Raw genomic sequence first — 12,722 nt, 5'->3', positions numbered from 1 at the left:
ATGCTGGAGGTCCTGGTGCGGAACCCCGAGAAACTCGTCACCCAGCAGCAGCTCCTGTCCGAGGTCTGGGGTCCGGCCTACGCGAAGGAAACCAACTACCTTCGGGTGTACATGGCCCAGCTCCGCCGCAAGCTCGAACCCGACGCCGCCGCTCCCCGGCACCTCCTGACCGAGGCCGGGATCGGCTATCGGTTCCTGCCCTGAGCACGGGTAGGATGCCGGGCATGGACCAAAAAGCGATACTGCGCCGCTACCTGCGCCTGCGCCGGGAAGAACTGCTGGCCAAGCTGGACGGACTGGACGAATACAGCATCCGCCGCCCGCTGACCCCCACCGGAACCAACCTCCTGGGCCTGGTCAAGCACGTGGCCAGCGTCGAGATCGGCTACTTCGGCGAGGTGTTCGGCCGTCCCCACGGCCAGCCCCTGCCCTGGCTGGACGACGACGCCGACCCGGACGCGGACCTCTGGGTCACCGCCGATGAAACCCGGGACCAGATTGTGGAACTGCACCGCACCTCTGCGGCCCACAGCGACGCCACCATCGAAGCACTTCCCCTCGACGCCCCGGGCGAGGTGCCGTGGTGGCCCGAGGAACGCCGGAACGTGACCCTGCAGCAGATCCTGGTGCACATGTGCGTCGAAACGGCCCAGCACCTGGGCCACGCGGACATCCTGCGCGAACTCATCGACGGGACCGCCGGGAAGGGCCCGGGCGACCCGAACCTCACCCCGCGCACTGCCGGGGACTGGGCCGAACACACCGCCAGGATCGATGCTGCCGCGCAGGCCGCTTCCTCGGTTTCCGGAAGCGCAGCGCCGCAATAGATACTTGGGCAATGAATATTCACAGCGCTCTCGCCCGGGAGAACGCTCGGCAGCCGCCGCTGCCCGAGGTCCCCGCGCAGATGCGGGCCGTTTTGAACGGCATCCCGGCGATGGTCGGCTACTGGGACCTCGACCTGCGCAACCGGCTGGCGAACGACGCCTACCGCGAGTGGTTCGGCGTTTCCCCCGAAGAATTGCACGGCATCCACATCCGGGATCTGCTCAGCGACACCGTGTACGAGGCCAACCAGGGCTACATCCAAAAGGTGCTCGACGGCGAACCCCAGCTCTTCACGCGCACGCTCACGGACGCCTCCGGCACGGCCCGTTTCACCGAGGTCTCCTACATCCCGGACCTGCGCGAAGGCGGCAACGGCGGGGTGCAGGGCTTCTTCGTGATGGTCACGGACATCACCGAGCGGGTCCTCGCCGAGCGCCGGCAACAGCGCGACACCGACCGGTACCGCGCACTGGCGCGCAGCGTCCCCGGCGTTTTTGTGCTGCTCTTCGATTCGGACCTGCGCTACCTGATCGCCGAAGGCCAGGAGCTGGAGTCCTTTGGCTACCGTTCCGACGAGCTCGAAGGCAGGCTCATCCACGAGGTCCTCGACGGATCCCTCGCCAGGGAACTGGAGCCCCGCTACCGTGCCGCCCTGGCCGGCCAGGAGGTCTCCTGGAACCGGAAAATCGGGCCCCGCACCTACCGGCTCAAAGCCGGCCCCGTGTATTCGGACAACGACGCCACCGCGGGCATGGTGGTGGCGGTCGACATCACGGACCGGCTCCGGCAGGAACACATGTGGTCCGGCCTGCACGAGATCGCCACCGCCGTCGCCCGCAACGCCGCCCCCGCGGCCATCTCGGAGCGGGTCGCCTTTATTGTCCGGGACCTCTTCAGCGTGGATTCGGCCGCCGTCGTCCGCTTCACCGGTCCGCTGGCGGCCGAAATCGTGGCGATGGCGCCGGCGCTGCCGCCAACGCTGAGCCGCACCCATGTCTTTTCGCCGACCGACATCTCGGCCACTGTCCGGGTGGCCGTGACCGGCAAACCCGCCCTGGTGGTCTACAGCCCGGAAGGCGGACCGGCCGCGGAGCAGATGCGGGCGGGCGGTTTCCAGTCCGGGGCCGGGGCGCCCATCCGGGTCCACGGCAGCCTCTGGGGTGTGTTGAGCCTGACCTCGAAGTCCAGCGCCGGCGTCACCGAGGCCATGCTCGAACGGCTCGCGCAGTTCGCCGAGCTGGTGGAGATCGCGATCGGCAACACCGAGGCCCGCGCCAGCCTGGAGCTGCAGGCCACCACGGACGAACTCAGCGGCCTGCCCAACCGGCGCGCGCTGGAACAGCACCTCTCGCACGAAATCGAACTGGCGGCGTCGCGCGGAACCAGCCTCAGCGCCGTCGTCATCGACATCGACCACTTCAAAACAGTCAACGACACCCACGGCCACCTGATGGGCGACGTCGTCCTCGCCGCCGTCGCGGACCGGCTGCGCGGCGTCGCCCGCCAGGACGAGATCGTGGCCCGCTTCGGCGGGGAGGAGTTCGTTTGGCTGATGCCCGGGACGGACGGCGCGGAGGCCCTCATCGCGGCCGAACGGGCCCGTGCCGCCATCGAAACGGAACCGTTCGGGGAGGTCGGATCCATCACGGTCTCGGCCGGGGTGTGCGAACTCCGCGACGCCGGCAGCCACAGCCTGCTGGCCTGCGCGGACCGGGCGCTGTACGCGGCCAAGCACGCCGGACGGAACCGCAGCGAGCGCTACGGTGCGACCGGCCAGGCCTCCTAGACGAAGGCCGACTTCCCGGTCACGGCGCGGGCCACGATCAGCGAATTGATCTCGTAGCTGCCCTCGTACGTGTACAGGATCTCGGCGTCACCGAAGAGTTTGCCCATCTCGAAGTCGCTGCTGATCCCGTTCCCGCCCATCAGCGAGCGCCCCATCGCGACGGAGGCCCGGGCCAGCCGGGTGGTGGTGGACTTCGCCATGGCCGCCTGCACCATTTCCAGCTTGCCCTCCTGCTGGATCCGGGCCAGCTGGGCCATCAGGGCCAACGAGACGCTCGCGTTGCCCAGGATCTCGGCCAGCTGCTGCTGGACCAGCTGGAAGCGGGCCAGTTCCTTGCCGAACTGCTTACGCTCCAGCGCGTAGGCCCGGGCGACGTCGAACGCGGCCAGCTGGATACCGGCGCCCTGCCATCCCACCCAGGCGCGCGAGTCGCGGAGCAGTTCGTTGGCGCGGGAAAAATCAGTGGCGCCGGGCAGCAGGTTCGACTCCGGGATCCGGACCTCGTCCAGCACGATGTCMGCGTTCTGCATGATCCGCAGSCCGATCTTGTTCGCGATCTTGGTGGCGGTGTACCCGGGGCGGTCCGTCTCGACGATGAARCCCTTGATCTGCTGGTCGGCGACGTCACGGGCCCAGACCAGGGCGAAGTCGGCGATGGTTCCGGCGCCGATCCAGCGCTTGGCGCCACTGATCACCCATTCGCCGCCCTCCAGCCGCGCAGTCGTGGACAGGCCGCCGGCGATGTCCGAGCCGTGATCGGGTTCCGTGAGGGCAAACGCGCCCAGCTGGCTGAAGGCGGTCAGTCCGGGGAGCCAGCGGGCCTTCTGCTCCGCCGAGCCGAGTTCGTCGATCATTCCAACGATCAGTTCGTTGTGGATCCCCACGAGGGCGGACAGGGAGACGTCCGCCCGGGCCACCTCCACGTACATCAGGCCCTTGAAGAGCTTGGACGTCCCGTCCGTCTGCAGGCCGCCGAGGCCGTACTTGCCCAGCTCCGCCAGCAGCCCGAAGGGGAACTCTTCACGGTTCCAGTAGTCGATGGAAGCCGCCCGGATCCTGCTCTGCAGGAACTCGCGGATCTCCTGGTACCGTGCCCGCTCGTCGGCCGGCAACAGGTCCACGATGTACATCAGGTCCGCGTCCGGGAACGGGGGTGCTGCGGGCGGTGCGGCGGGCGGTGCGGCCGGTGCCGGCGCCTGCGCCGTCGCCGTGGCCGGACGTTCGGCGGAACGCTCCCCTGTACGCTCCCCGGCGCTGCTGCGGCCGGGGGCCGCCGGGACGGCGGTCTGTCCGCTGACACTTCCTTGTGACTGCACGGGCACGTATCCCTTCGTAATGTGCGGCGCATTGGCAGCAACATCGACTCTTCCAAACCCTTGGATGTCCTAGTATATTGCACAGTGACATTGATCACTAGGGATGTGAATCACAAGGCCAGCGGCGGCCGTCACCGGACCGCCCGGCTGAGACCGGCTGCGAAAGGTGCACCCATGACCGTCACCGAGGAATTCCGCGCTGCGAGGGACCGGCTGCTGGCCCTGCGCGGGGACTACACCGCCGCCCGCGAGGAGTTCCAGTGGCCGCGCTTCCGGGAGTTCAACTTCGCACTCGACTGGTTCGACACGATCGCCGCCGACCCGGCCAAAGCCGACCGTCCGGCCCTCGTGATCGTGGAGCAGGACGGCACGGCCACCCGGCGGAGCTTCGCGGACCTCGCCGCCCGCTCCGCCCAGGTGGCCAACTGGCTCCGCAGCCAGGGCGTGCGCCGCGGGGACCGGATGATCATTATGCTCGGCAACCAGGTGGAACTCTGGGAGCTGATGCTGGCCGGCATCAAACTCGGGATCGTGATGATCCCGACCACCACGTTGATGGGCCCGGACGACCTGAAGGACCGGGTGGAACGCGGCGGAGCCAATTGGGCCGCCGTCGGAAGCACCAACATCGACAAGTTCGCCGGCGTCCCCGGCGACTACACGCTGATCGAGATCGGCGGGAACGACGCCGGCGGGACGGCGYAGGCCCTGCAGTACAGCGGGGCCGGCGGCGCGGCGACGGACTTCGTCCCGGACGCGCCGACACTGGCCGACGAAACCCTGCTGCTCTACTTCACCTCGGGCACCACATCCAAGGCCAAACTCGTGGAGCACACGCACACGTCCTACCCGGTGGGCCACCTCTCCACCATGTTCTGGATCGGGATGGAACCGGGTGACGTGCACCTGAACGTAGCCTCCCCCGGCTGGGCGAAGCACGCCTGGTCGAACGTCTTTACGCCCTGGATCGCCGAGGCCTGCGTTTTCATCTACAACTACGGCCGCTTCGACGCGAAGGCCCTGATGGAGCAGATGGACCGCGAAGGGGTCACCAGTTTCTGCGCCCCGCCCACTGTCTGGCGGATGCTGATCCAGGCCGACCTCACCCTGCTGAAGAACCCGCCCACCAAGGTGGTCTCCGCCGGCGAGCCGCTCAACGCCGAGGTGATCGACCAGGTCAACCGTGCCTGGGGCCAGACCATCCGGGACGGTTTCGGCCAGACCGAGTCCACAGTCCAGATTGCCAATACCCCGGGCCAGCCCATCAAGATCGGCGCCATGGGGAAGCCGCTGCCCGGCTATGACGTTGTGCTGGTGGACCCGGCCACCGGCGCGGAGGCCGACGACGGCGAGCTCTGCCTGCGCCTGGACCCGCGCCCCGTGGGGCTGATGAAGGCCTACTACGGCGACCCGGAGAAGACCGCGGAGGCCTTCCGGGACGGTTACTACCACACGGGTGACATGGCGAGCCGGGACGAACGCGGGATCATCACCTACGTGGGCCGGGGCGACGACGTCTTCAAGTCCTCCGACTATCGGCTCTCCCCCTTTGAACTGGAGAGTGTGCTGATCGAGCACCCGGCGGTGGCGGAAGCCGCCGTCGTCCCCTCCCCCGACCCGCTGAAACTCTCCGTCCCCAAGGCCTTCGTGGTCCTCGCCGCCGGCCACGAGCCCGGACCGGAGCTCGCCGAGGACATCCTGCGCTACTGCCGCGAGCGCCTGGCGCCGTTCAAACGGATCCGCCGGCTGGAGTTCGCGGAACTGCCCAAGACGATTTCCGGCAAAATCCGGCGCGTGGAACTGCGGCACAGCGAGGAACTGCGCCACGGGCCCGGCGGCCTGTCCACCGGCCTCGGCGTCGAATACTCGGAGGCGGATTTCCCCGCGCTGAAGGGACAGGGCTAGGCGTGGGCACGCCGCTGCCGCGGGATCCGATCGCCGACGCCCAACGGAACTGGGAACGGCACGGGTGGGCCGACGTCGCCGCCCCGATGGCGGCGATCACGGCGATCATGCGGACCCAGCAGATCCTGCTGGCCCGGATCGAGGCCGCGCTGAAGCCGTTCGGGCTGACGTTCGCGCGCTACGAACTGCTGGCCCTGCTCAGCTTCGCCCGCAGCGGCGCGCTGCCCATGAACAAGGCAAGTGCCCTGCTCCAGGTCCATCCCACCTCGGTGACCAACGCCGTCGACCGCCTGCAGGACGCCGGCCTGGTCCTGCGGTCCCCGCACCCCACCGACGGCCGGACCACCCTGATCGAACTTACTTCGGAGGGCCGCACCCTCGCCAAACGGGCGACGGCGGTGCTCAACGCGGAGGTCTTCGGCCAGTCGGGGTTCGCGGACCCGGACGTGGAGCAGCTGATCCGCATCCTGGGCCGCTTTCGGAGCAATGCCGGGGACTTCAGCGGCTAGGCCATACACTTCCCTTGCGGGGCCCGTCGGCCGGATGGACCCGGAGCTGAGGAGAACGCAATGATTCCCGAGATCAACATCTGGGCGGTACTGCTGGCAACCTTGTCCAGCATGGTGGTCGGGTCCGTCTGGTACACGCCCAAGGTGTTTGGCAACTACTGGATGCGCGTCGCCAAGGTCACGCCCAGCGGAGAGGCCCGGGACGCCGTCAAGCCCATCCTCATCACGCTGCTGGTGAGCCTGGTCAGCGCCTGGGTGCTGGCCGGATCGGCGGCCATTTCGCAGAACTTCTACGGCGGCAATTTCCTGGCCAACACCCTGGTGACCGCCCTGATCCTCTGGGCCGGGTTCACGGCGGCCCGCTTCATCACGCACGACGCCTTCGAGGGGCGCCCCGTGGGCCTGACGGTGCTCAACTGCGCCCACGAATTCGTGACCCTGATGGTGATGGCCCTGATCATCGGCCTGTTCGGAATTTCCGCCACGTAGGTACCCGGACTGGCGGGCTGGTCGCCGGGGGCCGTCGCCGGGGCAATTGCGCGTCGGCGATACGCATCCGACCCAGCGACGCTCAAATAACCCGGCGCTACGGGTATTACCGCCGCGTGGGGTCTTTTCCGCGTCGCGAAGGGGTTTGCTGGTCGCCGGGGCAAGTGCGCGTCGCGGCGGCGCGGGTGCCCGCCTAGACTGGGTTGGCGGCCGGAGCGGCAGGCGCCCGGCAGTGTGGGACGGCGCCCGGAGGAGAGCTGCACATGGAATTCGACGAATCGTTCTGGGACGAACGGTACCGCGAGCACGGCCGTCACGGGTCAGTGTGGAGCGGGCAACCGAACGCCCAGCTGGTGGCCGAGGCCTCGGATCTCCGGCCGGGTTCCGCGCTCGACGTCGGGGCCGGAGAAGGCGCCGACGCCGCGTGGCTGGCCCGCCGCGGCTGGCGGGTGACGGCGGTCGATATCTCGTCAGTGGCCCTGGCCCGGGCATCCGCCGCGCTCGACGACGAACCGGAGACCGCCGCCCGGATCACCTGGCTGCACGAGGACCTGACGGCGTCGCCGCCGCCGGCCGGTACTTTCGACCTCGTCTCGGCGCAGTATCTGCATTTGCCGGCACCCCAGCGGGAGGGCGTGTACAGCCGGCTGGCCGCGTCCGTCGCTCCGGGCGGGACACTGCTGATCGTGGGCCACCACCCCGCGGACCTGGAAACGTCAGTGCGCCGGCCCTCCACCCCCGGGTTGCTCTTCACCGCCGAACAGATCGCGGCGGACCTCGACCCGGTGGAGTGGGAAATCCTCACCTGCACGGCACGGCCGCGCGCCACCAGCGATGCCGACGGCGCCCCGGTGACGGTCCAGGACTCGGTTCTCCGCGCCCGCCGCCGGGCATAACGCCGCCACCCGCCCGCGGGCTGGCCAACCCGGGCGGCTACCGGCCCGTGCCCAGCCGCTCCCGCAGGCCGGCCGCGAGCCCGGCGATGGTCAGGAGATCGAACAGGCCGCCGCCGACTTCCACCAGTCGGCGGCGCTTGACCCCGGCGAGCCGGAGCCTCAGGTGAACCCGCGTCCCGGCCACCGCGCCAGCGCTCTTAGCCGCCCCAACCGCGCCCTCCGCCCCATTCTGGAGCGGCACCGGCCGCAGCACAATTGCCCAGCTGATCCGCAGCGCCCCGCGCTGCGACCGGTGGACCAGGGCACGCGGCGGATCCACCGTGACGATTTCAAACGTGGCGCCGGGGCCGCCCCAGTCGGGAATGACGTCGCCGGGCCGGAGCCCCTGCAGCACCGGGTCAATGGTGCGGAGCGCCCGGCGGCCAGCCGGGAGGACGGCTTCGACCCACCGGGGCAGGTACCACCCGGACCGCTGCTTACCCAGCTGCACCATCCACGGCCAGACGGTCCCGGGCGGCGCCGGCAGGTCGAACCCCCGGTCCATCACCACATCGGCGTCGGGCACCAGCGCGTCCCCGGGGAGCAGGGCATGGGTCTCGTCCGCTGAGGCCCCGACGCCAAGAAACCCGGTGTTCACGGCAACCTACCGGTGGTTGAATTCGGGCTGCCGCTTCTCGCTGAACGCGGCCATGCCTTCCTTCTGGTCCTCGGTGGCGAACAGCGAGTGGAACACACGGCGTTCGAACAGCACACCCTGCGCCAGTCCGGTTTCGAAGGCTGCGTTGACCGCTTCCTTGGCCACCATCGCAACGGGTTTGGACTTGGACGCGATGACCTCGGCGGCCTTTACGCCTTCCTCTACGACGTCCGCGGCCGGCACCACGCGGGACACCAGGCCGGCGCGCTCGGCCTCCTCGGCGTCCATAAAACGGCCCGTGAGGATCATGTCCATCGCCTTGGCCTTGCCGACGGCGCGGGTGAGCCGCTGCGACCCGCCCATCCCGGGGAGGACCCCCAGGTTGATTTCGGGCTGGCCGAACTTGGCGTTGTCCCCGGCAATGATGAAGTCGCACATCATGGCCAGTTCGCAGCCGCCGCCCAGGGCGAACCCGGAGACGGCAGCGACCACGGGGATGCGCAGCCGGGTGAAGTCCTCCCAGCCACGGAACCAGTCCGCCGCGTACATCTCCATGTAGCCCTTGGACTGCATCTCCTTGATGTCGGCGCCGGCGGCGAAAGCCTTGGCCGAACCGGTCAGCACTACGGCCCCGATGCCGGGATCGGTGTCCATCGCGGACACTGCGGCCACGAGCTCGTCCATGGTGTCCTTGTTCAGGGCGTTCAGCGCCTGGGGCCGGTTGAGCGTCACGACGCCCACGCGGCCGCGGCGCTCCACCAGGATGTTTGTGTACTCGGTCATGCCTGTCCCCTCGACTGCTGGTCGGTTTTGTCCCGGATGTCGGTGATGATGCCGGAGAAGTCCCGCCCGGCACCGCCTTCCGCGGCAAACGTATCGTAAATTTCCGAGGCCAGGGGTCCCAGCCGGGCGGCGACGCCRGTGCTTTCGAGCGCGTTGAGCGCCAGCTTCAGGTCTTTGGCCATCAGCGCCCCGGCGAAGCCCGGCTGGTAGTCGCGGTTCGCCGGGCTGGTCGGCACCGGTCCGGGGACGGGGCAGTTGGTGGTCAGCGCCCAGCACTGGCCCGAGGCCGCGGAGGCGACGTCGAAAAGGGCCTGGTGCGTCAGGCCAAGCTTCTCGCCGAGGACAAAGGCCTCGCTGACCGCGATCATCGAGACGCCCAGGATCATGTTGTTGCAGATCTTAGCGGCCTGGCCGGCGCCGTGGCTGCCGCAGTGGACCACGCGTTTACCCATGACTTCGAGCATCGGCTTTACCGCGGCGAAGTCCTCCTCAAGCGCGCCGACCATAAACGTCAGGGTCCCCGCTTCGGCGCCCACCACGCCGCCCGACACCGGAGCGTCGACGGCCCGGTGGCCGGCCTCGACGGCCAGGGCGGAGGCCTCGCGGGCCTCGTCCACGTTGATGGTGGAGCAGTCCAGGAACATGGTTCCGGGTTCCGCCGCGGCCAGCAGCCCGGGCTGGCTTGGATGTCCCGGCTCGCCGGGGGTGCCGCGGTAGGCGTCGAGCAGGTGTTTGCCGCTGGGCAGCATGGTCAGCACGACGGCGGCGCCAGCCACGGCCTCCGCGGCGGTGTCCGCGGTGGTGATCCCGTGGGCACGCGCGGCTTCCAGCGCTGCGGGCACCACGTCAAAGCCGGTAACGGTGTAGCCGGCCTTGACCAGGTTGACGGCCATCGGCCCGCCCATGTGGCCCAGACCAAGGAAGGCGACGGTTCCTGCCACGGGCGCGGGGGTCTCCGGCGCTGCGGTCTCAGACATTGTTTTTCTCCTTCGGAGCGAGCTGCAGTTCACGGTCACCGAGCGGGGCGAAGTAGGCCTCGACGTCGTCCTGGCGTACCTCGGCGAGGCTGGCCGGCGTCCAGCGCGGGGTGCGGTCCTTATCCACCACCTGCGCGCGGATGCCTTCGCGGAAGTCGGCGCCGGCCAGGAAGCGCAGGCCCACGCGGTACTCCTGTGCCAGGGCGTCCGCCAGGCTCAGGCCCCGCGCGCGCCGCAGCGATGCGAGGGCCACTTTGACCGCCGTCGGGGACTTTGCCTCGATTGTGTCGGCCACGTCCGCGGCCTCCCCGCCGACGGTGCGCAGCCGGCGGAGGATTTCCCCGGCGTCGTCGGCCGAATAGCAGGCGTCGATCCACTCCTGCTGCGCGGCCAGGACCGACGGCGGGGCGTCCTCGGCGAACCGGGCGACGGCGGCGTCCACCGGTTCGGTTTCGAGCGCTTCGGCCAGATCCGCGAGTTGCGCGGCGGGGACAAAGGTGTCCGCGAGTCCCAGGAACAGGGCCTCGGAGCCGCTAAGGTGGGCGCCGGTCAGGGCCGCGTGCGTGCCGGTTTCGCCGGGCGAGCGGGAGAGCAGCAGGGTCCCGCCGACGTCGGGCACAAAACCAATGGTGGTTTCCGGCATGCCCATCCGGGTGCGTTCGGTGACGATCCGGACCGAGCCGTGCGCGGAGATCCCCACCCCGCCGCCGAGGACCAGCCCGTCCATAAAGGCCACGTAGGGTTTGGGGTATTCGGAAATCAGCAGGTTCAGCCGGTATTCGACCGCCCAGAAGTCCGCGGTGGCATCCCCGTCGCCGTCCACCATGTCCCGGTAGATGGCCACGATATCCCCGCCGGCGCACAGGCCGCGCTCACCGGCCCCGCGGACCAGGACGGCGGCGACGGCGTCGTCGTCCGCCCAGAGGGTGAGCTGGTCCAGCATTGCCGCAGCCATCCCGGCGGTCAGCGCGTTGACCGCTTTGGGCCGGTTCAGGGTGACGACGCCGAGCCGGCCGCGGCGCTCGAACAGGACTTCTGCGCCGTCGGCCGCCTGCTCCGTCATCAGCTGCCTTCCGGCATCACGAAGCTGGCGCCCTGGCGGATCCCGGAGGGCCAGCGGGTGGTGACGGTCTTGGTCTTCGTGTAGAAGCGGAACGCGTCGGCGCCGTGCTGGTTGAGGTCACCGAAGCCCGAGGCCTTCCAGCCGCCGAAGGTGTAGTATGCGATGGGCACCGGGATGGGGACGTTGATGCCCACCATGCCCACCTGGACGCGGCTGGCGAAGTCGCGGGCGGCGTCGCCGTCGCGGGTGAAGATGGCGACGCCGTTGCCGAACTCGTGCTCGCTGCAGAGCCGGAGCGCCTCGTCGTAGTCCTCGGCGCGGAGCACGCTGAGGACCGGGCCGAAGATTTCCTCCTGGTAGATCGTCATGTCCTTGGTGACGTTGTCGAAGAGCGTCGGCCCCACCCAGAAGCCGCCGTCGTAGCCGTCGACCTTCAGGCCGCGGCCGTCTTCGAGCAGGGTGGCGCCCTCCTCGACGCCGGCGGCGATGTAGCCCTCGATCCGTTCCTTGGCGGACGCGGCGACCACCGGGCCGAAGTCCGAGTCCTTGGCCAGGCTGTGGCCGACCTTCAGGTCCGCGATGCGTTCCTGCAGCTTGGCCACGAGCGCGTCGCCGGTCTTTTTGCCGACGGGGACGGCGACGGAGATGGCCATGCAGCGTTCCCCGGCGGATCCGAAGCCGGCGCCGATCAGGGCGTCCGCGGCCATGTCCAGATCGGCGTCCGGCATGATGACCATGTGGTTCTTGGCGCCGCCAAAGCACTGGGCGCGCTTGCCGTTCGCGGCGGCCGTGGCGTAGATGTACTGCGCGATCGGGGTGGACCCGACGAAGCCGATGGCCTGCACGCGGGGGTCTTCCAGCAGCGCATCCACGGCTTCCTTGTCGCCGTTGACCACGTTGAACACACCGTCCGGCAGCCCGGCCTCGGTGAACAGCTCGGCCAGCCGCAGCGGCACCGACGGGTCCCGTTCGGAGGGCTTGAGGACAAATGAGTTGCCGGCGGCCAGGGCCGGCCCGGCCTTCCAGAGCGGGATCATGGCCGGAAAGTTGAACGGTGTGATGCCAGCGACGACGCCGAGCGGCTGGCGCATGGAGTGGACGTCGATGCCGGTGCCGGCGCTGTCGGAGAACTCTCCCTTGAGCAGGTGCGGTGCGCCGGCGGCGAATTCCACCACCTCGATGCCGCGCTGGATGTCACCCTTGGCGTCCAGGAAGGTCTTGCCGTGCTCGGAGGAGAGCAGGGTGGCCAGTTCGTCCATGTTCTGGTTGACCAGGTCCACGAACTTGAGCAGGATCCGGCCGCGGCGCTGCGGGTTCATCGCGGCCCACTCCAGCTGGCCCTTCTCCGCGTTCGAGACCACGTTGCGGACCTCTTCGGCGCTGGCCAGCGGCAGCCGGGCCTGGACCTCGCCGGTGCAGGGATCGTAGACGTCGCTGAAGCGCCCCGAGGTGCCCTCGATGTGCTGTCCGCCGACGTAATGGGAAAGCTCACGAACCATGATGGAATGCTCCTTTGCATGTGACCTAGATCAT

The 12,722-nt window shown here is 69.2% G+C and carries 13 protein-coding genes; 7 read left to right on the top strand and 6 right to left on the bottom strand.

Annotated elements, in window-relative coordinates; genetic code table 11:
- The 3 genes from AC1DHD_RS02210 to AC1DHD_RS02200 all read left to right on the top strand — a co-directional run.
- Positions 1-204, top strand: a 204-nt coding sequence (locus AC1DHD_RS02210) for a winged helix-turn-helix domain-containing protein (RefSeq protein ID WP_476878114.1), incomplete at its 5' end; no start/stop codon positions are given.
- Between the two features lie 20 nt (positions 205-224).
- Positions 225-827, top strand: coding sequence for a DinB family protein (locus AC1DHD_RS02205; protein ID WP_476878113.1), 603 nt, complete (start codon positions 225-227; stop codon positions 825-827).
- Between the two features lie 11 nt (positions 828-838).
- Complete coding sequence (locus AC1DHD_RS02200) at positions 839-2,614, top strand: sensor domain-containing diguanylate cyclase (protein WP_476878112.1); 1,776 nt, start codon at positions 839-841, stop codon at positions 2,612-2,614.
- Here AC1DHD_RS02200 and AC1DHD_RS02195 read toward each other — a convergent pair.
- The gene (locus tag AC1DHD_RS02195; RefSeq protein WP_476878115.1) at positions 2,611-3,744 is read right to left on the bottom strand and encodes an acyl-CoA dehydrogenase family protein; all 1,134 of its coding nucleotides are present in this window, start codon (positions 3,742-3,744) and stop codon (positions 2,611-2,613) included. The two genes, AC1DHD_RS02200 and AC1DHD_RS02195, sit on opposite strands and share 4 nt — an antisense overlap.
- 360 nt (positions 3,745-4,104) lie before the next feature.
- Here AC1DHD_RS02195 and AC1DHD_RS02190 point away from each other — a divergent pair, with 360 nt between their 5' ends.
- From AC1DHD_RS02190 to AC1DHD_RS02175, 4 genes are all read left to right on the top strand, one after another.
- A complete protein-coding gene (locus tag AC1DHD_RS02190; protein ID WP_476878111.1) occupies positions 4,105-5,835 on the top strand; it encodes an AMP-binding protein in 1,731 nt (576 codons plus the stop codon).
- Positions 5,836-5,837: 2 nt separating this feature from the next.
- Entirely contained in the window at positions 5,838-6,344 is a 507-nt protein-coding gene (locus AC1DHD_RS02185) for a MarR family winged helix-turn-helix transcriptional regulator (protein ID WP_476878110.1), read from the top strand.
- 60 nt (positions 6,345-6,404) lie between these two features.
- Positions 6,405-6,833, top strand: coding sequence for a DUF1761 domain-containing protein (locus AC1DHD_RS02180; RefSeq protein WP_476878109.1), 429 nt, complete (start codon positions 6,405-6,407; stop codon positions 6,831-6,833).
- 263 nt (positions 6,834-7,096) lie between these two features.
- Positions 7,097-7,729 (top strand): class I SAM-dependent methyltransferase, encoded by a 633-nt coding sequence (locus AC1DHD_RS02175; RefSeq protein WP_476878108.1) that lies wholly within the window; start codon positions 7,097-7,099, stop codon positions 7,727-7,729.
- A 37-nt stretch (positions 7,730-7,766) separates the two neighbouring features.
- Here AC1DHD_RS02175 and AC1DHD_RS02170 read toward each other — a convergent pair whose 3' ends face one another.
- From AC1DHD_RS02170 to AC1DHD_RS02150, 5 genes are read right to left on the bottom strand one after another with little or no spacing between them, the layout of a single operon-like run.
- Positions 7,767-8,366: a hypothetical protein gene (locus AC1DHD_RS02170; RefSeq protein WP_476878107.1), complete on the bottom strand. Its 600-nt coding sequence runs from the start codon at positions 8,364-8,366 to the stop codon at positions 7,767-7,769.
- Between the two features lie 6 nt (positions 8,367-8,372).
- A complete protein-coding gene (locus AC1DHD_RS02165) occupies positions 8,373-9,149 on the bottom strand; it encodes an enoyl-CoA hydratase (RefSeq protein ID WP_476878106.1) in 777 nt (258 codons plus the stop codon).
- The gene (gene mmsB, locus AC1DHD_RS02160; RefSeq protein ID WP_476878105.1) at positions 9,146-10,126 is read right to left on the bottom strand and encodes a 3-hydroxyisobutyrate dehydrogenase; all 981 of its coding nucleotides are present in this window, start codon (positions 10,124-10,126) and stop codon (positions 9,146-9,148) included. Before mmsB ends, AC1DHD_RS02165 begins: the two co-directional genes overlap by 4 nt.
- On the bottom strand, positions 10,119-11,189 hold the full coding sequence (locus AC1DHD_RS02155; protein WP_476878104.1) for an enoyl-CoA hydratase/isomerase family protein: 1,071 nt from the start codon (positions 11,187-11,189) through the stop codon (positions 10,119-10,121). Before AC1DHD_RS02155 ends, mmsB begins: the two co-directional genes overlap by 8 nt.
- On the bottom strand, positions 11,189-12,688 hold the full coding sequence (locus AC1DHD_RS02150; protein ID WP_476878103.1) for a CoA-acylating methylmalonate-semialdehyde dehydrogenase: 1,500 nt from the start codon (positions 12,686-12,688) through the stop codon (positions 11,189-11,191). The genes AC1DHD_RS02155 and AC1DHD_RS02150 overlap by 1 nt, the downstream gene beginning before the upstream one ends.
- Between the last annotated feature and the right edge of the window lie 34 nt (positions 12,689-12,722).

This window comes from Arthrobacter sp. 05L45_2, from assembly GCF_056397525.1.
The sequence above is the reverse complement of the archived record's forward strand: the minus strand, read 5'-3'. Positions and strand labels throughout refer to the sequence as shown.